At 64.5% G+C, this 20,546-nt stretch carries 19 protein-coding genes; 8 read left to right on the plus strand and 11 right to left on the minus strand.

The features are described from left to right. Window positions 1-32: 32 nt before the first annotated feature. The 5 genes from LZC95_04130 to LZC95_04150 form a co-directional block, all read right to left on the minus strand. Window positions 33-2,000 (minus strand): CocE/NonD family hydrolase, encoded by a 1,968-nt coding sequence (locus LZC95_04130; GenBank protein WXA96026.1) that lies wholly within the window; start codon window positions 1,998-2,000, stop codon window positions 33-35. Next, window positions 1,997-2,803, minus strand: a complete 807-nt coding sequence (gene dapB, locus LZC95_04135) for a 4-hydroxy-tetrahydrodipicolinate reductase (GenBank protein ID WXA96027.1) — start codon at window positions 2,801-2,803, stop codon at window positions 1,997-1,999. Before dapB ends, LZC95_04130 begins: the two co-directional genes overlap by 4 nt. A gap of 66 nt (window positions 2,804-2,869) precedes the next feature. Further along, window positions 2,870-3,604: a 16S rRNA (uracil(1498)-N(3))-methyltransferase gene (locus LZC95_04140; GenBank protein WXA96028.1), complete on the minus strand. Its 735-nt coding sequence runs from the start codon at window positions 3,602-3,604 to the stop codon at window positions 2,870-2,872. A 6-nt stretch (window positions 3,605-3,610) separates the two neighbouring features. After that, a complete protein-coding gene (locus tag LZC95_04145) occupies window positions 3,611-4,465 on the minus strand; it encodes a 50S ribosomal protein L11 methyltransferase (protein WXA96029.1) in 855 nt (284 codons plus the stop codon). A 56-nt stretch (window positions 4,466-4,521) separates the two neighbouring features. Beyond that, window positions 4,522-5,448, minus strand: coding sequence for a hypothetical protein (locus LZC95_04150; protein ID WXA96030.1), 927 nt, complete (start codon window positions 5,446-5,448; stop codon window positions 4,522-4,524). A 243-nt stretch (window positions 5,449-5,691) separates the two neighbouring features. Between LZC95_04150 and LZC95_04155 the strand changes: the two genes are divergently transcribed. Next, window positions 5,692-6,201 (plus strand): immunity 21 family protein, encoded by a 510-nt coding sequence (locus LZC95_04155; GenBank protein ID WXA96031.1) that lies wholly within the window; start codon window positions 5,692-5,694, stop codon window positions 6,199-6,201. 2 nt (window positions 6,202-6,203) lie between these two features. Here the strand turns inward: LZC95_04155 and LZC95_04160 are convergent, their stop codons facing one another. Further along, the gene (locus tag LZC95_04160) at window positions 6,204-7,832 is read right to left on the minus strand and encodes an adenylate/guanylate cyclase domain-containing protein (GenBank protein WXA96032.1); all 1,629 of its coding nucleotides are present in this window, start codon (window positions 7,830-7,832) and stop codon (window positions 6,204-6,206) included. Between the two features lie 66 nt (window positions 7,833-7,898). Next, window positions 7,899-8,375 carry a c-type cytochrome gene (locus LZC95_04165; GenBank protein WXA96033.1) on the minus strand — a complete coding sequence of 159 codons (477 nt, stop codon included), beginning with the start codon at window positions 8,373-8,375 and terminating at the stop codon, window positions 7,899-7,901. 456 nt (window positions 8,376-8,831) lie between these two features. Between LZC95_04165 and LZC95_04170 the strand changes: the two genes are divergently transcribed. Then, window positions 8,832-9,158, plus strand: a complete 327-nt coding sequence (locus tag LZC95_04170) for a hypothetical protein (GenBank protein WXA96034.1) — start codon at window positions 8,832-8,834, stop codon at window positions 9,156-9,158. Between the two features lie 3 nt (window positions 9,159-9,161). On the opposite strand, the gene LZC95_04175 is transcribed toward LZC95_04170, so the two are convergent. The 3 genes from LZC95_04175 to glgC all read right to left on the minus strand — a co-directional run bounded on the left by LZC95_04175 (window position 9,162) and on the right by glgC (window position 11,646). After that, entirely contained in the window at window positions 9,162-9,599 is a 438-nt protein-coding gene (locus LZC95_04175; protein WXA96035.1) for a gamma-glutamylcyclotransferase, read from the minus strand. A gap of 67 nt (window positions 9,600-9,666) precedes the next feature. After that, window positions 9,667-10,377, minus strand: coding sequence for a metallophosphoesterase (locus LZC95_04180; protein ID WXA96036.1), 711 nt, complete (start codon window positions 10,375-10,377; stop codon window positions 9,667-9,669). A 6-nt stretch (window positions 10,378-10,383) separates the two neighbouring features. Further along, window positions 10,384-11,646, minus strand: a complete 1,263-nt coding sequence (glgC, locus tag LZC95_04185; protein ID WXA96037.1) for a glucose-1-phosphate adenylyltransferase — start codon at window positions 11,644-11,646, stop codon at window positions 10,384-10,386. A 96-nt stretch (window positions 11,647-11,742) separates the two neighbouring features. On the opposite strand from glgC, the gene LZC95_04190 reads away from it, so the two are divergent. Genes LZC95_04190 through LZC95_04215 form a run of 6 tightly spaced genes read left to right on the plus strand, consistent with a single transcriptional unit; the run spans window position 11,743 to window position 18,309 of the window. After that, window positions 11,743-12,702: an XdhC/CoxI family protein gene (locus LZC95_04190; GenBank protein WXA96038.1), complete on the plus strand. Its 960-nt coding sequence runs from the start codon at window positions 11,743-11,745 to the stop codon at window positions 12,700-12,702. Between the two features lie 2 nt (window positions 12,703-12,704). Next, window positions 12,705-13,322, plus strand: a complete 618-nt coding sequence (locus LZC95_04195) for an NTP transferase domain-containing protein (protein WXA96039.1) — start codon at window positions 12,705-12,707, stop codon at window positions 13,320-13,322. Between the two features lie 10 nt (window positions 13,323-13,332). After that, window positions 13,333-15,585, plus strand: coding sequence for a xanthine dehydrogenase family protein molybdopterin-binding subunit (locus tag LZC95_04200; GenBank protein WXA96040.1), 2,253 nt, complete (start codon window positions 13,333-13,335; stop codon window positions 15,583-15,585). Between the two features lie 8 nt (window positions 15,586-15,593). Then, a complete protein-coding gene (locus LZC95_04205) occupies window positions 15,594-16,070 on the plus strand; it encodes a (2Fe-2S)-binding protein (protein ID WXA96041.1) in 477 nt (158 codons plus the stop codon). Then, entirely contained in the window at window positions 16,070-17,029 is a 960-nt protein-coding gene (locus tag LZC95_04210) for an FAD binding domain-containing protein (protein WXA96042.1), read from the plus strand. The genes LZC95_04205 and LZC95_04210 overlap by 1 nt, the downstream gene beginning before the upstream one ends. After that, window positions 17,026-18,309 carry a phosphoenolpyruvate kinase gene (locus LZC95_04215; protein ID WXA96043.1) on the plus strand — a complete coding sequence of 428 codons (1,284 nt, stop codon included), beginning with the start codon at window positions 17,026-17,028 and terminating at the stop codon, window positions 18,307-18,309. The genes LZC95_04210 and LZC95_04215 overlap by 4 nt, the downstream gene beginning before the upstream one ends. On the opposite strand, the gene LZC95_04220 is transcribed toward LZC95_04215, so the two are convergent. Then, on the minus strand, window positions 18,300-20,516 hold the full coding sequence (locus LZC95_04220; GenBank protein ID WXA96044.1) for a hypothetical protein: 2,217 nt from the start codon (window positions 20,514-20,516) through the stop codon (window positions 18,300-18,302). The genes LZC95_04215 and LZC95_04220 overlap by 10 nt on opposite strands. Window positions 20,517-20,546 lie beyond the last annotated feature (30 nt).

Genomic DNA, 20,546 nt, shown 5'->3' on the forward strand with positions numbered 1-20,546 from the left:
GCCGTTCCGGTCGACCGGCATCGGAAGTCCGTTTAGATCTTCCCGCGGATCAGGCCCACCTTGATGCCCGACGCCATCTGCGGCGTCCGGTGAACACGGTGCGTGGCTGCGCGGAAGTCGGCTTCCGTCGCGTGGTAGATGTCCGTGAACGTCTGCGGATTCCGATCGACCAAGGGGAACCAGCTGCTCTGCACTTGCACCATGAGGCGGTGCCCGGCGCGGAACGTGTGGAACGCGTCGGGAAGCGTGAAGCGCACCAGGGCCGGCTCGCCCGGTTTGAAGGCTACGGGCTTCTCGTAGCTCGTTCGGAACTTGCCGCGCATCACCTCGGCGCGTACCAGCTGCTGATACCCGCCCATGTGCACGCCGGAGGGGTTCGGCACCGGATCCGGGAAGTCCGCCGGGTAGACGTCGATCACCTTGACGATGAAGTCCGCGTCCGTGCCTGTCGTGCTGACCCATAGGCTCGCTTCGATCGGGCCGCCGATGGTCACGTCGCTTTCGAGATCGCCCGTCGAATAGGTGAGCACATCGGGCCGCCGCGCCGCGAAGCGCTGGTCCTCGGTCATATAATCGTGATTCACCCGCGTCGAGATGCGATCCCGATACGGCACCGGCTTGGCCGGATCGCTCACATAGGCATCGGCCCCCGCCGCATCTTCACTCCCCGCAACGGCCGCCGACGACAGCTTGCCGCCAGCATGGAACGCGACGAACACGGGCTTCGCATCCGGCGGCGGCCACGCGGCGTAGCGATGCCACGCGTTCGCCCCCGTTTCGAAGACCCATGCCTCGGCGGGCGGGGCGACCGCCTTGCCCTTCAAATAACGTTGGAAGAAGGGATACTCGATGTTCTCGCGGTAAAAGGCCGACGTCTTTTGCCCGAAGCCCACGTCGCCCAAGTGGTCGCCTTCGCCCCGCGCCCAGCCGCCGTGGGACCATGGGCCCATCACCAGCGTGTTGTTCGCGCCCGGACTCTGCTTCTCGAAGGCATGGTACGTCTCCAGCGCCCCGAACAAGTCTTCCGCGTCGAACCAACCGCCCACCGTCATCACGGCCGGTTTGGCATTTTTGTAATATGGACGAGGGTCGCGCGCTTTCCAGAATTCGTCGCGCACGCCGTGTTGTTGCATATCGTTCCAAAATGCAACTTTGTTTTCATAATGGCGCGCATTCACATTGGAGAGCGGGCCGAGATTCAAGTAAAATTCGTAAGCGTCGGTTTCGTCGCGGAACGAACTCCAATCGACCTTTTTCGTCGGCTTCGGGCGCGGTTTGCCGAAGGATGCGAAAAAGTCGATGGCATCGCCGAGCATCAGGGCGCCATTGTGATGAAAATCGTCGCCGACGAACCATTCGGTGACCGGCGCCTGCGGCGAAACGGCTTTGAGGGCAGGGTGCGCGTCGACGGCGCCCTGGGCCGCGTAAAAGCCGGGATACGAAATACCCCACATGCCGACTTTTCCACTGTTGCCTGGCACGTTTTTCACCAGCCAATCGATGGTGTCGTACGTATCCGTGCTCTCGTCGATTTCGCCTTTCGCGCGGGCGTGCGGGCGAATGTCCACGAAATTACCCTCGGACATGAAGCGCCCTCGCACGTCCTGCCGCGCGAAGATGTACCCGTCGCGGAAAAGCTGCTGCGACGGTGCAATCTTCTCCATGAACCGCGGATCGTCGGCCGCCGGATAACGGTCCTCCCCGTAGGGTTGCACGCTGTAGGGCGTGCGGTTCATGAGAATGGGATACGTCCGCGAGCGATCTTTGGGAACGTAAACGACCGTCGTCAGCCGCACGCCGTCCCGCATGGGAATGCGGTATTCGTATTTCGTATAATATTCACGCAGCGCTTGGGCGACTTCGGTGTTGTCTTTCAGCTCGCGCGCAATGAGCGGGGTATCGGCTTCCGCGGCAGGCTTTCGTGGCTCGGCGACGGCTCTGGGCGAGGCCACGCCGCAGGCCATGGTGGCCAAGCCCAGCGTGATGACGGCGAGTTTCATGTTCCGTTCCCCAACAGATGATCGAGGCCGCGCACCACGCCCCGAAGGGACTGCACTTTGCGGACGGCGAGCAAGGTTCCTCCGACGTAGGGACCGGCGGCGTCCAGCGAGTCGTGGCGAATGGTCAAGCGCTCCGCGCCGGTGCCGAAGATGACCTCGAACGACATGGTGTAGCCGGGCAACCGCACCGAGTGCACCTGCGTCTTGCCGATGCTCGCCCCGCGCGCATCGCGGTGGCCGACGGTGGAGGAGACCGGAACGTGGTAGTGCGGCGCGCGCACTTCGTCGAGCTGGCGGGCGAGCTCGCGGGAGGTGCCGCTCGGCGCGTCGACCTTCTTCTCGTAGCAGTAGTCGATGATTTCCCACGACGGGATTTCCGCGGCGGCCATGCGCGCGAAACGCTGCAAAAGCACCGCGGTGATGGCGAAGTTGCCCGCGGCGAAGACCCCGCGGTCGCGCTCTTTGGCGACCGTGTCGATCTCGGCGAAGTCCTCGTCGGAGAGCCCCGAGGAGCCGATGACCACGTGCGCGCCATGCTCGAGCGCCGCGAGAACGTGACCCTTCACCGCGTCGGCGCGCGTGTAGTCGATCAAGACGTCGCACGGCACGGACAGAGCATCCGCGACGGTGGCGCGGATGGGGACGTCGAGGCCGGGGATCCCGAGCACATCGCCCAGCTTGCGCCCCGTATTCGAGCGGGCGATGGCGCCCACCAAGGTGAGGTCATTCGATTGCACCACCGCCTTCGCAAGCGGCCCACCGACTTTTCCCGTAACCCCCGCGATAGCTACCCGAATGGTCATGCCCGCAGAATAGGGCTCATCCGCGCCACGAGTAGGGCCAATTTGGCAAGATTCCCGGTGCCATCCTCACGATTCGAGCACGCGCACCGCGCCCAAGACCGCAGCGGCAGCCGTCTCCGTGCGCAACACGAGAGAGCCCAGGGATACGCACTGCCATCCCCGCCCCACGGCCAGGGCGACTTCCTCCGCGGTCAATCCGCCCTCGGGGCCGGCGGCGAAAGCAATGGGCGCGCCTTCGGTTTGCACCGCCTCGAGCAGCAGGGGCCCGAGGGGCAGGGCCTCGTGTACATGCAAGCAAAAGCGCCGCGCGGCTTCGTCGATGGTCGAAACCGCTTCCGCCCAGGGGAGCAACTCGATGCGCGGAGGATCGGCGCGGCCGCATTGGCGTGCGGCCTCGTGGGCGATGCGCGTCCATCGTTCGAGGCGCGATGTGCGCCTTGCGCCTTGAAGCTGCACCACGCTTCGCGCGCACTCGGCGACGATGACGCAGGTGGCCCCGAGCTCCGTGGCATCGCGCACCACGGCATCGCATTTGTCGCCTTTGGCGAGGCCCTGCACGAAGGTCAGCGGGCGCGGGGCCACGACGCGTGCGGGACGCAAGGTGGACACGTGCAATGTGACGCCGCCTTCGATGGACGCGATGGCGGCGTCGGCCTCGCGGGCGGTCGCCGGATCGAAGGCCACGAAGGTCGCGCCGACCGCGAGCCGCAGCACGCGCGTGAGGTAGTGCGCGGTGTCCTCGCGCACGGTGCACGTTCCCTCACGCAGGTCCGTGATGGGGGCTCGCAGCGGCGCCGCCACCCGTGATTACTCCGGCCGGCGCAGAATCAACGCCACCCACTCGCCGCGGGCCGGCGATTCCACGCTTTCGAACGCGGCATAGGCCGCGCGGACCCGATCGTGCTGCGTCGCGAGCACGCCCGAGAGCACGAGCAGCCTCCCCGGCTTGACCCGCGCCGAAATGGGCGCGGCCAAGGTGATGAGCACGTCCGCCTCGATGTTCGCCACGACCATGTCGAACTCGGGCGCGATGTTTTCGACCGGCGTGGTGTCCACGTCGAGGCGCGCCTGGAGGCCATTTCGCTCGGCATTTTCCCGCGCTACGTCGATGACATCGGCGTCGTTGTCCACGGCGCGCGCGTTGCCGGCACCCAGGACGAGGGCCACCAAAGCCAGGATGCCGCTGCCGCAGCCCACGTCGAGCACGTGTCCGCCCGCAAAGGTCGCGCGGTGCGTGTGGAGCGCGTTGGCCACGAGTGACGTCGTCTCGTGAAGGCCGGTGCCGAAGGCGCGTCCCGGCTCGAGCTCCAAGAGATGCTCGGCCTGGCCGGCGTACTTCTCCCACGGCGGCTGGACCACCACGCCCGGGCAAAGCTCGAAGGGGCGAAAGTGCTCCTTCCATGCATCGCGCCACGCATCGCCCACGAGCTCCTCGATGCGCGGAAGCCATGCGGCATCGAGCTCATCGCGCGCCGTCTCCGCTTCCTGCTGCGAGGAGAAGCTGGCCACCAGGGTCGTCTTGTCGACGAGCCCTTTCACCAGCGTGGTTTGGTCCCGCTCCTCGACACCCGTGGCACCGAGCTCGAAGAGCAGCACGCCTGCATCTTCTGCAAGCACGGGATCGACATCGACGACGACGAAGTAAAATCGGGGTTGGCTCAACGTGACTCTCTAAGTAGCTCGAATGGGTAAGTGGCGTCTCGTGAATCGTAGCGCCCTCAGCGAACCGTCACGCTGACGGTGGATGTGCGCGCATCGTTCCCACCGGAAAAGACGCCCGTTAGCGCCAAGCCGCCCACGATGACGGCAGCCCCCAACACCGCGCCGCCAATGGCAGCGGGCAGAACCCAGTCATGCCGTGCACGTGGTTCCGGCACCGCCATGCGCAGCGGCGCACTCGCGTCGCCGCGGGAGACGATGGGGAGGCCGCCGGAGTCGAGCCCCTCGATGTAATACTCGACCAAGGGCGGGCGCATGGCCGTGGCCGGAATGGTGGCGCGCGCGAGGTCGTTCTCCATGGTGGCCTCCACGGTGTTGAATGGGCCGCGCGAGCCGGTTCGATAGAGAAGCTGCACGCCGGTCACGCGGTGCTGCGGATCGGACAGCCGTACCGACAGCGTGACCTTTCGATCCGGCGGCCACTCGGCCGGCGAAATGTGCGCCATGAGAACTTGTGCCTGCGGCATCGAGGTCTTCACCAACCCAGGTCGCCCCTCGGCCACCCAGCGATCGCGGATGGCCGTGAAGAAGTCGCGAAAGCGGGGCGATTCCGAAGAAGGAAATTCATAATCGGGCCTGAGCGCCAAAAGCCCCCGCAGCGCACTCTCCGCCTCTTCTTTCTTGTTGAGCGTGATGAAATCCAAGGCGAGCACGCGGTAAATCTCGATCTTGTCCGCATCCGGGTTGTTCGGTCGAAGAAGCGCCGCACTCAAGGTCTGAATGGACTCTTCGTACCTCTGGTCCTCGAAAAGCTGCCTCCCCCGCCCCAGGAGATCGCGCTGCGCCGCAGGTTGCGCCGCCGCCCCGCCCGCAACGAGGGCAACTGCCAGCACCGCCAGGTATTTCCGTGTCCAATGGGAGCCCATGAGCCATGGGAGAATACGCCGGCGGCGATGGCCCGTGCCCTCTTTTGACAGAGTGTGCATCGAGGGGGGCACCGTTTTCGCGGTGGCGCGGGTGGCGGCCCCGGCTCGACGAAGAAATGGACCCGGGCCGATCGCGGTCGAGTGGCGGGAGACGTAGACTAGGAAAAACGATGCAAGGGCTCCTCGATGAACCCACGGAACTGCGGACGGTGCGGAGATGGAGGTGCTCACCCTAGATGACGTCAACCTCGACGAGCAAGAGCACGACGCTTTGGACCGGTGGCTCTCAGGAGAACACGACGAATGAATACGATGAAATGGGTCGATTCGAACGGAGGACCGCTGGTATTCATGCCTATGGAGGTTATTGCCACATGGGGAGGGATTCGTAGGAAAGGTGATCGATCCACGGATTACGAGCGTGCATGTGCAGTAAAAGATGAAATTGGTATCATCCCGTCGGACGTCGAGAACGCGAACATCGTGGTGCTCGGAGACGAACCAAATCGAACGGCGTGGTTCTCCAAATCGAGTGCACTTGTGCGGTGGATATGGGCTGACAACGAGACAGCTTTGCTTGGGGCGCTTTCCATCTTGGATAAGGCCAGCTTCGTGGATACGCAGTTAGCTGTAACGGTTCGCGGTAGTGGACAATGGTGTTTGTTCGATTCGGCGGAAGCTGGAAGCCAGGTACGAGGGGCCAGCGATCTCGTTGTTCTGGCACGCGGCAATTACCGGATCTTTTCTTGTCAGATCGATATCGGGAGCAGCGCACGAATACTCGTGCATAGATTCCGTCCGTGGTCGAACTGACCTTACCGCAACGCCCGGAACCGCAAGGGCACCGCCACATTTTTCACCAACGCGGTGCGCTCGTTGCCAAATTGGAACTCGGTGCCCTCGGGGAGGCGCGTGATGGCGTCGGACATGACTAGGATTTCGTCGCGGATGGCGCAGCCTTGGAGGCGGGCGGTGTTGTTCATGCCGCTGGAGAAGCCGGTGAAGGTGTTGCTCGGTGCGAAGGTGCCGACGAAGAGTGGCGCGAGGTTGACGCCCGTGGCCACGCCCACGCCGGTTTCGCGCAGGCGGGCGAATTGGGGGCGCTGGGGGAGGGCGCGCGTCATTTCGCGGATGGCGATGGCGCAGCGGATGGCGGCGGCGAGGCGTTCGCCTGGCGCGGCCTCGTAAAAGGGCGGGCCGAACAAGGCGATGACGCAGTCGCCGACCATTTTGTCGAAGACGCCGCCGTGTTTCCATACCAGGTCGACGGCGTCTTTGCTCCAGCCTTCTACGAGTTCGGCCACGGCGCTGGGCAATCGAAGTATGGTTTCCGACAATCGCGTGAAGCCGGCGATATCGACATAGAGAATTGCGACTTCTTCTTCCCGCGGCGCCAAATATGTTTGCTCGTAGTCGTCGCTTTGAAGAAGGCGCGCGACGTCTTGCGGGCGGAAGCTGCCGGCCAGGTGGCGCCATTCTTTGTTGAAATCCACCACGCGCTGGCGAATGAATCCGGCGAAGGTTCCCAGCAATTCGCGGTCGTACGTGTTGAATGAGCCGTTTCTCGAGGTGACCAATATCTTGCCGACGACGACCCGTTTGGTCACGCCGTTGATGAGCACTTCTTCGCGCGCGTCGACGAAACCGAATCGCTCCAAAAGGGCATATCCGCGGTCGTGGAGGTAATCGCTGCCCTCCTGGCAAATGGTGGCCACGTCGTCGTCCGAGTGGCCCATCATGGTGTCGACCTTCAATTCACCCTGCTCGTAGAGCTGCACGTGCAAGGCTGCCCCCGGCTCTTCCTCCGCGACATACACGAGCAGCACGCGACCCAGGGGCACGGCGCGGCCCAGCACCGCGATGGCTTGCTTCAGCCCTTCGCCGAGCACGCGGTGGCGGAGCGCAACGCCGAGCTCCATCATGACCTGGTGCTTCTCGCGCGAGACGTGGATCGCGTAGAGGTAATTGTCGAGTTCTTCGCACATCATGTTGGCCAGATCGGCCAGGTGCTCGTGCGGGCGTGGTTCGTGCGCATCGAACACCAGCCCTGCCGCGCCAAACCACTCGCCGGCTACGTCGAGGGGCCGCGCCACGACCAAGTCGGGGCCGAAGGTTTGCACCACGACTTCGCGCTTCTCTTGTCCGGTGCGCGTGAGGATCTCCTCGTGCTCCAACACGTCGAGCTCCGCGGGAAAGGCAAAGACGTGGTGCACGAGGTCTTCCCCGTAGCTGGCCACGAACGCGCCTTTTGCGCCGATGGATTGCGCCACCGCGGGCAGCAGATGGCGCATCACTTCCGCGAGGTTGCGCCGATGAACGAGGCCATCTTCGACGATCTCGTCCACGACCCCGTGCAGATGGAGCAGTGCCTTGAGCTGCTCGGGCTCGCCATCGCGTCGCCGCGTTTCACGATTCCGCGGGTGTGCTTTTGGATGAGATGCCATCAGGAGACCATGTAGCGCAAACCGGGCAGCTTCGGCGAGCGCGGAAGATGGTCCTTGGATGGCGCATCAGGGGGGATTCAGTGCACCATTCTCGATCCACGCTTCGATCGTCTGAATCTGCTCGGCCGTGAGCGTAGGCGCACCCGCTGGCGGCATCCGATCGCCACACCCGTGGGTGCCCTTGACCTTCTGCAGGAGCAAGCTGCCCTCCGGGTCTTCGGGCTTGACGCGGACGTAGGGATCGTTGCCCTCGCCGGGGTTCTTGCACTTGCCGCCGGCGGCGGGCTTGTTGATCAGGTTTGCGTACGCTTCCGCCTTCGGGGTCAAGGTCAGCCCACCGCTCGCGCCGCTGCCATCGCCCTTGCCCGAGTGGCACTTCACGCAGCGCGCCTCGAAGATGGCGTACACCTCGTCGAAGGTCCACTTGCTCTCGACTTTGTTTCCGTCCTCCTCGGGGTTCGGCGCTTTGTCGCCGCACGCGGAGAGCAAGCCGGCGGCCCCGATCAGGGCGGCCACGAAGAATGGGCGCAGGTGCGTTCTCATGATGGCATCCGGGCACCTATGCAGAAAAGGGTCCCACCGCGATTCATCGCGTGACCATGGATATTTGCGGCGCCGACGTCGAAATTCGCCGCCCAAACGGCGATGATGCGATCCACGGCTGGATCTGCCGCGATCCCATTTCCCTCGCCACGTCACGAAATGTCCCTCGACCCCGCGAACCCTTACGTAGCACCCGAAGCCCAATTGGTTGCCCCGAGGCAAACGTTGCGTCGCGTTCCGTCGGAATGGTTCTACGCATTCGCGCTGGCCGAGGCGGCATACCTGACCGGCTTTGGCGTGACGCTTGCTATCGACCCTTTTTGGCAATGGCCATTCTACGCTCAATATGCCATTGGCTTCCTTTTTTGGGCGATGCCGTGGTTCGCGTGGGTTGGATGGGAGCGCGAACTCTGGCAGCGTCTGCCCAGGCGGGATCGCGTAATGGATTTTCGCCTCATGACACCGAACACGATCGCGCTCCGCTGCCTGATTCCCCTCTACAATCTCTATTGGTCATTCATTGTCAATCGAGCGGCCTGCCAGCGGATCGACCAGCTTCGCGCACGGCGTCGGCTGCCCCGCACCGCGCCGCGCATTCTGGCGATACTTTGCCCCCTCATCGAGGTGATTCGCCACATTCTGCCGTTTTTCATGCGCCTATCGCGCGCCTCTTGGTTCATCTTGGCCACAGTCCTGCCCCTCCTCTGGATCGCCTACATGTTTCGCGCGGAGCGGGCGTTGGCCGAGGCTCACTCGGCCAAGAAACCGCGCAGGGTAAGCTGAAATTCACTTCGGCGCGAATGCCAAAATGCGCGCGATGTACTCGTCCGCAAATTGGAATTGGCGTGCGGCCACCACGATGCGATTCACATAGGCCGCCTCGGCGGGACGCGGAATCATCTCTGGGCAGATGTACGTCAGGGCGGGGCGGTAATCGCCCGAAGAGGTGCGCGCGAGCACGGCCTCGGGCAGATAGGTTTCGCCGAGAACGTCTTCGGAGTGTTTGTACAATCGAACGAGCTCGGCGTGCGTGGCGGTGGCGAGAATGCCATATACGGAATGGCCATCGGACCGTACGAGGTTGGCGCGGGGCGCTATTCGGATATCGAATCCGCCGAGCATGGCCCGCTCCACACCTTGGGGCACGAGGTCGGCTGCATCTTTGAGGACGTCCAGATTGATGTACGAACCATAAAAGAACGTCCAGACACGCGGCGTCGTCATGAGATCTCTCCCGTTGAAATAATTCGTGACGTCGCGACTATGGACCTATCGGCCCAGATCTTCCACGCTACGGGCCGACTTGGTTCTTCGTGATCGGGTCGTAGTACACTCGTGCGGCCGGCACCGAGACGATCTTCTCCAGGCGCTTCGCCCGGTCTTGCGGCACGCGCTCGCCGTGTTCGAGCACCAAGGCCGAAAGCTTGCCGCCGTAGACACAACCGGTGTCGAGTCCCGTGGCCCAGGGGTGAATCTGCAGCTTCTCCACGGCGTTGTGCCCGAAGATGACATGCGGCGGCCCCGCATAACGCTCGCCCCAGAGCGCACCATCGGCGACCGTGCGCACGTGCAAAAGCACCTTGGGATCCTGCTTCTCGATGGGGATGCCCGGGATGAGGCCCGCATGCACCACGCGCACATCGTGCTCGGGAAGGTCGACCCAGAGCGAGGACGTCTCGAGCACCGCCCAATCCGGATCGGTGAGCGACTCCACCACGCTCTGGTGGTTCTTGCCCAAGTTCACGGGCGGGCGCTTCTTGTCTTTCATCGCCTCGCGGTACGAGAGGATCTTCGCATCGTGGTTTCCCCGCACCACGATGGCGCCCGTACGGCGTGCAATCTGCAGCACGCCGCGCGAATTGGGCCCGCGGGCCACGAGATCGCCTGCGAAAACGAGGCGATCTCCCGTGTGGAACGCGATGCGATCGAGCAGCGTCTGCAGCTCGTCGCAGCAGCCGTGCACGTCTCCGACGACGACGGTGCGGCCCTCTTTCATTGGCATGGGCGTTTACTTCAGTTTGGCGCGCTTCGGGATGACGACCACCCCTTGTTCGGTCACCGAGAAGCGCTGCCGGTCGGCTTCGAGGTTGTAACCGATCTCCGCACCTTGCGGGATTTCTACGTCTTTATCGACGATGCACTTTCGGATCCGGGCATAACGGCCGATCTGCACGCCCTCGAAAAGGACGCTTTCCACGACCTCGCTGAACGAGTTCGTGCGGCACCCTACGCTGAGCACGCTGCGGTGGATGCGACCGCCCGAGATGATGCACCCGTGGGACACGAGCGACTCCGTCGCGGTACCGACGCGGGCCTGCGCCTCGTCGCGGAAGACGAATTTCGCCGGCGGATCGTGCGTGGCGCCGGTACGGATGGGCCACCGCTTGTTGTATAGATTGAACTGCGGATGGGTCGCGATGAGGTCCATCTGCGCTTCCCAATAGGCATCGACCGTCCCCACGTCGCGCCAATAGCCGACGCCCTGGGGTTGCTCGTCCTCGCCGGGCACCACGTTGGTGGCGAAGTCGTAGGCCCAAACCTCGCGCCCTTCCGCGACCATGCGCGGCAGGATGTCGTGCCCGAAGTCGTGCGCGCTCTCCTCGATGCGGGCATCGGCCTCGAGCTCGCGCACCAACGCGTCGGTCTTGAAAAGGTAGTTGCCCATGGAGGCCAGGCACATGTTCGGATTGCCGGGCATCGTGGGCGGGTTCTTCACCTTTTCGTGGAACTTGATGATCTTGCCGCGCTCGTCCACTTCCACCACGCCGAAGTCCGTCGCTTCTGCTTTCGGCACGGGGATGACGGCGACGGTCGCGTCGGCATTCTGGTCGACGTGGTAGCCGAGCATCTGCCGCACATCCATCTTGTAGACGTGGTCGCCACCGAAGATGCACACCAGTTCCGGCTTCTCGTCGGAGATGACGTGCATGCATTGGAAGACCGCGTCGGCCGATCCCCGATACCACTGTTTGCCTCGGCGCTGCTGCGCCGGAATAGGCTCGATCCAGTTGTCGAGGAGGGGAGACAGACGCCACACGCGCGAGATGTGCTCTTCGAGCGAAGCGCTCTTGTATTGCGTGAGCACCTTGACGCGGGTGAGGCCCGAATTGACGAAGTTGGATAAGACGATATCGATAATGCGATAGCGTCCGCCGAAGGGGACGGCAGGCTTCGCCCGCTCCAACGTGAGCGGATGAAGACGTTTGCCCTCGCCGCCTGCGAGGATCATGACGAGCACTTGCCTGAGGTCGATGCTATTCCACGCCACCATGGAGGATGGGCCGAGTCTAACCTGCTCTGGTGAAATCGAGCCCGGGAGTTTTCGGGGAAATCGCAGGCCGGCGTGGTACGAGATGGAAGAAGACTCATGGCGAAGCTGATCCCGTTGCCTTCTGCGCCCACCCTTCAAGGCGAGGCCCGCTCCGCCGAGCCTGGTTTGCTGGGAAATTCCGCTCGAGATGCGCATACAACGAGCACGGAGCAAGGCCGGTTCCCAGCTGCCCCTTCGTCTTCGTTGTCTCCGCTGGCGGCCGATGTCCCGCGCGTGCTCGAAATGGCTGCAGAACGCGCGCGGCGTGGTGTGCCTGGCGCGATGGCCACGGTCATTGCACGCCATGGGTCCGCTCCGGCGACGCCCGGACAAAAACTCTACATTGGGGCGGATGGCTCCGCGTTTGGCACTGTCGGCGGCGGTGCCATCGAGCGTGAGGTGCTCGAGGCACTCGTGGAGATGCTCCAGCGCCCGCACGACAAAATCGAGAAGGGCGGGAAGAAGTCGGTCACGCAGCACCAAATCCGCAATTTTCGCCTCGGCCCCGAGCTCGGAATGTGCTGCGGTGGCCAAGCCGACCTGTTGTTCGAGCCCATTGACGCGCTCACGCCGTGCCTCATCGTCGGTGCCGGGCACGTCGCCACGGCCACGGCGCCGCTCTTGGCTCGCGTGGGCTTCGCGGTCACCGTGTGCGATGCGCGCGAGGAATGGAGCGACGAGGGACGCATCCCCGGCGTGCGCCTGGTGCTCGGTGAATACGACGAGGTTGGCGCGGATTTTCCACGCGAGGGCGTCGTGGTCGTGATGACCCATGACCACGCGCTCGATCAAGCCGCCATCGAGTGGGCGCTTCGCAAAGGCTTTGCGTACGTCGGCGGGGTCGGCAGCCGCGCGAAAGCTCAGCGCACGCGCGATCGCCTCGAGGCCAAGGGTTTTTCGCTGGAGGATCGCGCGCGGATGCGCATGCCCATCGGCGCCGACATCCATGCGCGTCTGCCGGAGGAAATCGCCGTGGCCATCGCCGCCGAGTTGATCGGCTGGCGAAAGACGCGATGATCGTGGATGCCATCGTCCTTGGTGCGGGCCAGGGCCAGCGCATCGGTGGGCCGAAAGCCCTGCTCGAGATCGACGGACTTACGCTGGCGGAACGACACGTCCAGCGCGCTCTCCTTTTAAGGTGCCGGCGCGTCGTTCTGGTGGTGCGCCCCGAGGTCGCGGCGGTTCTCGATGCGAGCGCGTGCTCGCCGTTGACGATGGCCATTTCCGAAGCGCCCGATCCCGCGGGTTCGCTGGCCGTCGGCCTGCGCGCACTCGGTGAGGCCGATGGCGCTCTTCTCGTCACACCGGTGGATGCGTTTCCGGCGAGCCAGGAAACATTCACCGCACTGACCGCGGCCCTCGAGGCAGGCGCCCAGGCGGCGACACCTCTCTATAAGGATGGGGGTGGTCATCCGGTGCTCTGCAGGCCCGAGGTCCTCGCCCCGTATCGCACCGCGTCACCGCCTCCATTGCGCGCGGTATTGCAGGCGCTTGGCCCGGCGCGCGCGCGTGTGCGCGTGGACGATCCCGCCATCGGTGTCGATCTGGACACGCCGGAAGATTTTCGACACGTCGCGAATGCATCGCCCCGCTTTGCAGCGCGCGTGGTCTTTCGTGCCGCACACCTTCACGGATAGAGTAGTTCTCATGAGCAACCTTATCGGCACCAACGTGCCGCGCATGGATGGCGCATCCAAGGTCACGGGCGCCGCCCTGTACATCGATGATTACGCGGCCGAGGGTGAACTTTACGGCGCCACCGTGCGAAGCGACATCCCGCGCGCGCGCCTGAAGGGTATCAAGAAGGACCCCTCGTTCGATTGGACCGGCATCACCGTGGTCACCGCGGCGGACATTCCCGGTGAAAACGTGGTCGCGCTCATCGAAGACGATCAGCCCCTGCTCGCGGCGAATGCCATCAACCACGTCTACGAGCCCGTGGCCCTCGTGGCCTGCGACGACCCGGTGCGTCTTCAGCGCGCGCTGAAGGCCATTACGCTCGACGTCGAGCCGCTCCCGCCGGTGCTCACCATCGATGAGGCGCTCTCGCTCAAAGAGCGCATTTTCCACGAGGACAACGTCTTCAAGCGCTACGTCATCCGCCACCACGTCGACGGGGAGCATGGCAGCATCGACGACATCCTCGCGCGCTGCGACGTCGTTCTTTCGGGGCGCTACGAGGTGCACCACCAGGAGCAGCTCTACATCGAGCCGCAGGGCATGATCGCCTGGTGGGACGAGGCGGGCGTTCACGTGACGGGTTCGCTGCAGTGTCCATATTACGTGCACAAGGCCATGAAGCGCGCCTTCGCGCTCGAGGGTGAGCAGGTGCACATTGCGCAAGCCGTCACCGGCGGCGGCTTCGGCGGCAAAGAGGAATACCCCAGCGTCATCGCCGCCCACGCCGCCCTCCTCGCCCGCGCGACCAATCGTCCCGTGCGCATGATTTACGGCCGCAAGGAGGACATCGAGGCCACCACCAAGCGCCACCCCGCGCGGGTCGACATCACCACCGGCTGCGACAAAGACGGCAAGCTCATTGCGCTCAAGGTCGACTGCGTGATGGACGGCGGCGCCTACGCCACGCTCACCTCCGTCGTCCTTTCGCGTGGATTGCTCCACGCCGCCGGCGCGTACGAGTGGAAGCACGCGCGGGTGGCCGCACAGGCCGTGGCGACCAACACGCCGCCCAACGGTGCCTTCCGCGGCTTTGGCGCACCGCAGACCATCTGGGGCATCGAACGGCACATGGATCGCCTGGCCGAGAAGCTCGGCGTGGATCCGCTCGATTTGCGAAAGAAGAACCTGCTCAAGATTGGCTCGTCCACGGTGACGGGGCAGATCCTCAAGGAGAGCGTCGGCGTCGAGGAGTGCATCGAGCGCGCGGTCAAAGAGAGCGGCTACTACGAAAAGCGCGCCGCCTACGCGAAGCAGGCGACCACGGGCACCAGCCGGCGCGGCATCGGTGTCTGCGTGTTCATGCACGGGGCGGGATTCACCGGCTCCGGGGAGCGGCGCCTCAAGGGCAAGGTGCAGATCGATCTGGAGCGCGGCGGAAAGCTGCGCATCCGCACGGCCTCGACGGATATCGGTCAAGGCACGGAAACGGTGTTCCGGCAGATCGCCGCCACCGCCGCGGGCGTTCCGCTCGAGGCCATCGAGTTCGAGGTTCCGTGCACCACGCACGTGCCCGACTCGGGACCCACGGTGGCATCGCGCACCGTCATGGTCGTCGGCTCCATCGTGGGCACGGCCGCCAAAGAGGTCGCCGAGAAGGTGCGGCGCTCCGGGCACTATCAGGGGGGAGATTACGCGGCGTTCACCGCCGCCGCCGATCGCCTGCTCGATGCCTCGAAGGAACCCGTGACGTCGCTCGTGCAATACGAGCCGCCCGTCGCCAACCAATGGGACGACGATACGTACCAAGGCGATGCCTACCCCACGTTCTCGTGGGGCTGCGACATCGCGGAGGTCGAAGTCGATCAGGAGACCTTCGAGACGAAGATCCTGGGTTTTTGGGCCGCTCAAGACGTAGGCAAAGCCATCCATCCCGTGCTTTGCGCCGGGCAGGTGGAGGGCGGCACCTTGCAGGCCATCGGCTGGGCGCTCTACGAGGCCGTCGTGTGGAAGGACGGCCGCATCATGAACCCGCGAATGACCAACTACGTCATCCCCACGAGCAAAGACGCCCCCGCGTTCAAGACGATCCTCGTCGAGCATCCGTTCTCCGGTGGTCCGAACGGCGCCAAGGGCGTGGGCGAACTTCCCATGGACGGAGGCGCCCCCGCGGTGGCCGCTGCCGTGGAGCAGGCGATCGGTGCAAAGTGCAACCATCTCCCGCTCCTTCCCGAGAACCTCTTCGCCTATGCGAAGAATGCCAAGGCGAGTAACATTCAATGATGCTTCGAATGACTGTCAACGGAGTGGCCCGCGAGGTGGAGGCTCCGCCGCTCGCGCGCTTGCTCGATGTGCTGCGCGGCCCCATGGGCCTCACGGGAACGAAGGAAGGCTGTGGCGAGGGTGAGTGCGGCGCCTGCACCGTGCTTCTCGACGGCGTTCCGGTGAACTCGTGCCTGGTGGCCGCCGGCCAATGCGAGGGCCAGGCCCTCACCACCGTCGAGGGCCTTCACGATCCCAGCGGCGCGCTTTCCACGTTGCAGCGCTGTTTCGTCGAAGACGGCGGCGCGCAATGCGGTATTTGCACGCCGGGCATGCTCGTCGCGGCCGAGGCGCTCTTGCGCGCCAATCGCAATCCGACGGAAGACCAGGTGCGCGATGCCATTGCCGGCAACATCTGCCGGTGCACGGGCTATCAGCGCATCGTCGATGCGATCTTGCATGCGGCGAAGGTGGCCACGCAGCACTCGAGCACGGGGGCAACCTGATGCTTCAGTCCACGGCAAAGCTTCCGCGCGCGGCGCATGCTCCAGCGGGGCTCGAGGCAACGGAGCTCATTCGACCGAAGACCGCCGTCGAGGCGGTGAAGGCACTGGCAGAGGCCGCGGCGAACCATCGCTCGACGATGGTGCTCGCGGGCGGTACGGACGTGATCGTCGACCGGCATCTGCTCCCGGTGGATCGCGCCCACGCGGTGGATCTCGTGGTGGACGTCACGCGCATCGAGGGGTTTCGCACCATCGAGCGCGAGTTTTCCGTCGACCGCGATCGGCTCGTATTCGCCGGTGGCGTAACGTATTGGGACCTTCGGCAGGACCCACTGGTGCTGCAGAAGATCCCGATGCTCGCGGAGATGTCCAAGGACGTGGGCGCGGTGCAGATTCAAACGCGCGGCACCCTCGCGGGGAACATCGCCACTGCATCGCCTGCGGCCGACGGGGTCGCGGCGCTGATGGCGCTCGACGCGAATGTGCACCTTTTGTCGGCGCCGAAGGTGGGCGGTTCGGCGAAGGGCGAGGAGCGCATCGTGCCGCTCACGCAGTTCTTCACGGGGTACCGCAAGACGGTGATGCGCGCGGAGGAGCTCATTGTTCGCATGGATGTGCGCGTGCCCGATCCGGCGACGGCAAGCGTCATCTGGCGCAAGGTCGGCACGCGGCAGGCGCAGTCCATCTCCAAGGTGGCGCTGGCCAGCGTCATCGAGGTGCAGGACGGCACGATCCGTCACGCCCGTTTCGGCATGGCATCCGTGGCAGCGACGACGCACCCGCTCTCGCAGGTGCAGGCTTACCTCGAGGGCCGTGCGCTCGCATCGGTGAAGGCCGACGAGGTGGACGCGGCGCTCGCGCGAGACATCCGCCCCATCGACGACGTGCGCAGCACCGGCGAGTACCGCATGCACGTTGCGCGCAGTGTGGTGCGCCGCGCCTTGAGCCAGGCCAAGTGAAAACGAGCCTCGCGGAGGAAGCGCTGGCCCCGATTCGTTCGAGGCTGCACCAGGCCAACCAAGCCTTTGCGCAGCGCTACCCCGGCGAGCGAAATGCGCGCCAGCCCGTGCACACGGTGTACGGTGGCGCGCACCTCTTTCGTGCGGGCACGGCGCCGCGCCTGGGTGAGTTGGCCCTTGGGGCGCTGGCCAAGCATGCGCCGGATGCGGGGGCCTTTGCGCGCGCCATTGGTTTGCAAGAGGCGCTCGCCGAAACGGTGTATGCGCGCGTGCAGGAAAAATTGCGCCGCGAGCCCGTGGAGGACTTCCGCATCGACTTCGAGGACGGCTACGGCGTGCGCGCGGATGCGGAGGAAGACCAGCATGCCGTGGCCGCCGCCGGCGAGATGGCCAAGGGCCTCGCGGCGGGAACGTTGCCGCCGTTCATCGGCATCCGCATCAAGCCGCTCACGGAGGAATCGCACACGCGGGCGCTGCGCACGCTCGACGGCTTTCTCACCGCGCTGCTCGAGGCCACCGGCGGCGTGCTTCCGCCGAATTACGTTACGACCTTGCCCAAAGTGCAGGTGCCCGAGCAGGTGGCCGCGATGGCGGACGCGCTCGAGCTCCTGGAATCGCGCCTCGGTTTGCCTTCCGGCGCGCTCGTGTTCGAGATCATGATCGAGCAGACGCAGGCCATCCTCGACGCCTCCGGGCGCGCCGCATTGCCGGCCTTGATCGAGGCCGCGCGTGGCCGCTGCATCGCCGCGCATCTCGGCACCTACGATTACACCGCGAGCTGCGGCATCACCGCCGCGCATCAGCGCATGGATCACCCGGCGTGCGACTTCGCCAAACACGTCATGCAGGTCAGCCTCGCCGGCACCGGCATATGGCTTTCCGACGGCGCCACGAATATCCTCCCCGTGGGCGACGCTCAAAGCGTGCATGATGCATGGAAGCTCCACATGCGCCATACGCGCCGCTCCCTCGAGGGTGGCTTCTACCAAGGCTGGGACTTGCATCCCGCACAGCTCCCCACGCGCTACGCCGCCGTCTACTCCTTCTTCCTCGAGTCGCTGCCCGCGGCCTCGGAGCGCTTGAAAAATTTCGTCCAGAAAGCCGCACAGGCCACCTTGGTCGGCGACGTCTTCGACGACGCCGCCACGGGCCAAGGCTTGCTCAACTTTTTCCTACGCGGCCTTCACTGCGGCGCCATCACCGAGGACGAGGCCCAAGCCACGGGCCTCAGCATCGCGCAAATCCGCAGTCGCTCGTTCTTCCCCGCTCCTCAGCGGTAAAAGAGGTACGCGGCGCCGGAGCCGCTCTGCCGTGCGATGTTTTCGTTGGGCACCCCCACCGCCAGACGATCTCGCCAAAACAAGAGAGCGCTCCCTTCGCTTTGCTCTCCCGCGATGCGTCGTTGCAAGGTCCATTCGCCTTTCTGCCACCGGTATAGGTGGACGCCGAGGTTGCCCTTGACGGCGAGGTAGTCTCCCGAAAGCGCCGCGCCATGGTAATAGTCGCGCGGCGGTTGCCGAATGCGCGCGGTCTCGCGCCATGTGGATCCGTTCCGCTCGAAGACATAGGCGGCGTAGTAGCGCGCCTCGTCGGTGAGGGCGACCAGCACGAGGCGATCGCCGTCGATGGCGCCCGCCGTGTAAACGTCCGCGCCTTTCGACAGCGCGAGGTCCGATTCGACGGACCATTGTCCAGCCGGATCGCGCACGTAGACGCGAGCCGTTTCCGCATGTTGGCCTGCGACGAGAATCCGACCCTTGGAGAGCGATAGCACGTCGCGCCCCGTGTATTTTCCCGACTCGGGGGTGGGGACATTCAGCACGGCTTCCTGCGTGTAGCCCGAGGCCGTTCGGCGAAAGACGGGGACATAATGTTCGACCGGAGGCGGCCAGGGCCAGTGCCAAGGTACGAGCTCCGCAATCGTGTCGTCGTCGATGGCCAAGTCCGTTCCACCTTCGCGAGGGACGGGAACCGTTGCCTTCAACATTTCACTCGGGCCCCAGTGCCCATCCTCGAGACGCCGCCGCACGTACAGGTCCTTCGAGGTGTATACGGTCGAGACCAGCGTATCATCATTGGCGACGGTGGCCCTGGATACCTCGGACTTCTGGTGCTTGAAGGCATCGCGGTAGACCGGATTCCCCTGCGCATCGAGGTCGTACACGAACACTTTCGTGTTGTCGGCTACGAGCATCTCCTGTCGGCTAAAGGCCACCTGACTTCCGAATTGATACGTCGGGCTCGCGGAAAGGGTGCGCTTGTAAGCATCGTCGTACTTTCCGCCGGCGTAGCCTCGCTCGTAGAGGTAGATGGCGCCTTCCTCTTGGGCCGTCACCGTCGCATATTCGGCCCCGAGCAAGACATCCTCGCCCATCAGGGCCAGCGTATAGCCATACCCCATCGAATAGGGCGCACTTTCCGGAGGGGCGGGAAAGCTTCGCGTCTCGCTCCACTTGCCGTCCTTCTTCTCGAAAAGCGTCGTCTCGAGGGAGTCGTAACCAAAGAGGATCTGCGAGCCTCGTGCTGCGACGGAGCACTGCCCGCAAAGGTAGCGTTTGGAGATGACGTCTTCGCGATGCACCCAGGTTTCGGTCGTATCCTTTGCGTAGACCGCAAGCGCTACGGGCTCGCCGTCGACTTTTGCCTCGACGACGGCCAATTCATCGCCCGCGAAGGCAAGGTCGTGCAGGACGCCTTGGAAGCGTTGAATGTGCGGTGTCCATTGGCCATCCTTTCGCTCGACCGTAACGAGGTCGGACAATGGGGGGTTCCCATCCGTCTCCGTGGTGATGGCCGCGACTCCATGCGAAAAGTCCGCGGGGCAAGCACGCTCCGAACGGCCTTTCCAAATGAAGGACCCGGCATACTCTTTTTTCGGAGCCACGCTGGACGTGTCATAAATTTCGAGCATGCCCGACTCGTAGCGAATGAGCGCGCGACCATCTTCGTTGACGGCGAGTGCGCATATCCGCTGCTCGGCCAATGGAAGGAGGTCCGCCATTGGCATCCATCGCGTCCCGTCACGACGAAAACGGAGCACGCCTTGGTGGTCGTAGCCCCCATGGCCCCACACGGCGTACGAAACGAAAAGGATATCACCATGCAGTGCGAGTGCGTTCACCTCCACCTTGCGCTCGAGCGAGAGCTCGGGCATGCGTACCCAGGTATCATCGCGTCGTTCGAAGGTGACGATGACGGTGGTGCCCTCGTAGAGTGACCACCCGCGGTCGAGCGTGCGCGCGCTCACGATGGTCGTCTCGTTCCCTGCGAGAACCCTGCCTAGCCCTGCGCGGAGTTCCGCTTCGTCTCGGGTGAGGGTTACCTGGCGCGACCACTCGATGTCGGGCGAGGCGCCATCGGGTGGCCCGCCATCCGGCGTCGAGCTGTCCGCGGCGCCGCCGTCGGGGCCTCCGCTGACCACGTCGAGGGTGCCGCCGCAGGCTGACGCGAGAACGATGAACGAAATGAAGAACAAGAGCACACGCATAACCCGAGATGACCGGCGCGGTATCGAACG

It is taken from the genome of Sorangiineae bacterium MSr12523, assembly GCA_037157775.1.
GTDB lineage: Bacteria > Myxococcota_A > Polyangia > Polyangiales > Polyangiaceae > Pendulispora > Pendulispora brunnea.

Coding starts and splice junctions, on each gene's coding strand:
- LZC95_04130 (WXA96026.1), bottom strand. CDS start 2,000: ATGAAACTCGCCGTCATCACGCTGGGCTTGGCCACCATGGCCTGCGGC.
- dapB (WXA96027.1), bottom strand. CDS start 2,803: ATGACCATTCGGGTAGCTATCGCGGGGGTTACGGGAAAAGTCGGTGGG.
- LZC95_04150 (WXA96030.1), bottom strand. CDS start 5,448: ATGCACACTCTGTCAAAAGAGGGCACGGGCCATCGCCGCCGGCGTATT.
- LZC95_04155 (WXA96031.1), top strand. CDS start 5,692: ATGAATACGATGAAATGGGTCGATTCGAACGGAGGACCGCTGGTATTC.
- LZC95_04160 (WXA96032.1), bottom strand. CDS start 7,832: ATGGCATCTCATCCAAAAGCACACCCGCGGAATCGTGAAACGCGGCGA.
- LZC95_04165 (WXA96033.1), bottom strand. CDS start 8,375: ATGAGAACGCACCTGCGCCCATTCTTCGTGGCCGCCCTGATCGGGGCC.
- LZC95_04170 (WXA96034.1), top strand. CDS start 8,832: ATGACACCGAACACGATCGCGCTCCGCTGCCTGATTCCCCTCTACAAT.
- LZC95_04175 (WXA96035.1), bottom strand. CDS start 9,599: ATGACGACGCCGCGTGTCTGGACGTTCTTTTATGGTTCGTACATCAAT.
- LZC95_04180 (WXA96036.1), bottom strand. CDS start 10,377: ATGCCAATGAAAGAGGGCCGCACCGTCGTCGTCGGAGACGTGCACGGC.
- glgC (WXA96037.1), bottom strand. CDS start 11,646: ATGGTGGCGTGGAATAGCATCGACCTCAGGCAAGTGCTCGTCATGATC.
- LZC95_04190 (WXA96038.1), top strand. CDS start 11,743: ATGGCGAAGCTGATCCCGTTGCCTTCTGCGCCCACCCTTCAAGGCGAG.
- LZC95_04200 (WXA96040.1), top strand. CDS start 13,333: ATGAGCAACCTTATCGGCACCAACGTGCCGCGCATGGATGGCGCATCC.
- LZC95_04205 (WXA96041.1), top strand. CDS start 15,594: ATGACTGTCAACGGAGTGGCCCGCGAGGTGGAGGCTCCGCCGCTCGCG.
- LZC95_04210 (WXA96042.1), top strand. CDS start 16,070: ATGCTTCAGTCCACGGCAAAGCTTCCGCGCGCGGCGCATGCTCCAGCG.
- LZC95_04220 (WXA96044.1), bottom strand. CDS start 20,516: ATGCGTGTGCTCTTGTTCTTCATTTCGTTCATCGTTCTCGCGTCAGCC.